The 1,508-nt window shown below is 67.2% G+C and carries 1 pseudogene; it reads right to left on the bottom strand.

Annotated elements, in window-relative coordinates:
• Positions 1 to 1,508: pseudogene (locus ACWD3E_RS43290) on the bottom strand (condensation domain-containing protein); the annotation flags it as partial.

The following is a 1,508-nucleotide window of genomic DNA, read 5'->3' as shown; positions in this document are numbered from 1 at the left end:
ATCCGGATCCGCCACCACCACCGACAACAACCGACCAAAACGACCGGCCAACCCCTCAACCGACACCCGATCAAACAGATCAGTAGCAAACTCGACGGCACCGTCCAGACCCGCAGGACCGCCCACATTGTCGAAACGCTCCGACAGTCCCAGGGAGAGGTCGAACTTCGCCACGGCACTGTCGGAGCGCTCGATCTCGACATCGAGACCGGGGAGATACAGGGTCGGCCGACTCTGGTTCTGGAAGGCCAGAGCCACCTGGAACAGGGGGTGCCGGGACATCGAGCGAACCGGGTTCAACACCTCCACCAGGTGCTCGAACGGCACATCCTGGTTCCCGAACGCCCCCAGATCCGCCTCCCGCACCCGCTCCACCAGTTCGCGGAACGTCGGATCACCCGACACATCCGTCCGCAGCACCAGCGTGTTCACGAAGAACCCGACCAGATCATCCAGGGCCTCATCCGTACGACCCGCCACCGGCGAACCGATCGGGACGTCCGTCCCCGCACCCATCCGCGACAGCAACGCCGCGAACGCCGCCTGCACCACCATGAACACACTCGCGCCCGACTCCCGAGCCAGACCCACCAGGCCCGCGTGGACGTCCGCTGCCACGGTGAACTCGACGCTGTCGCCTCGGTAGGAGGCCGCGGCGAGCCGGGCACGGTCCACGGGAAGCTCGATCTGTTCCGGCAGGTCGGCCAGTGTCCGCGTCCAGTAGGCGACCTGCTGGCTGATCAGGCTGTCCGGGTCGGACTCCTCACCGAGCACTTCACGCTGCCACAGCGCGTAGTCCGCGTACTGCACCGGCAGCGGCTCCCACCCGGGAGCCTTCCCGCCCACCCGAGCCTCATAGGCACTTGACACATCCCGCGCCAACGGCGCCATCGACCAGCCGTCACCAGCGATGTGATGCAACACCACCACCAGCACATGCACGTCCTCCGACACCGCGAACAGACGCACCCGCAGGGGGGTGTCGACGGTGAGGCCGAAGCCGCGGGTACGGAAGGCGGACACGGCGGCGTCGAGTTCGTGCTCGGTGGCCGACACCACGTCCATTCCCGTCCAGGCCTGGCCGGTGTCGAGAATGTGCTGGTAGGGGGTGCCGTCGGGGCCTTCGGGGAAGACGGTCCGCAGGCTCTCGTGCCGCTCCACGACGTCCCGCAGGGCGGCGGCCAGCGCATCCCGGTCCAGGTGGCCGGTGAGCTGCAGGGTGATCGGCAGGTTGTATGTAGCGGTCGCCGCGCCCTCGAGGCGGTTCAGGAACCAGAGCCGACGCTGGGAAAAGGACAGCGAAATCATCAGTTCTCCTCAGGACGCGGCATCCGCCGCAGTGCAGGGCGTTGCGACTTGCGCGCGGTTCCCAGCTGTTCGGCCAGCTCGGCAACGTTCGGCGATTCGAAAAGGGTGCGGAGGGGGAGTTCGATGCCGAGTCGGGTGCGGATCCGGCTGATGAGCCGGGTGGCAAGCAGGGAGTGGCCGCCGAGGTCGAAGAAGCTGTC

Source organism: Streptomyces sp. NPDC002676 (genome assembly GCF_053592455.1).
Note: the sequence above shows the minus strand (reverse complement) of the source record. Positions and strands in the feature narration are given on the sequence as shown.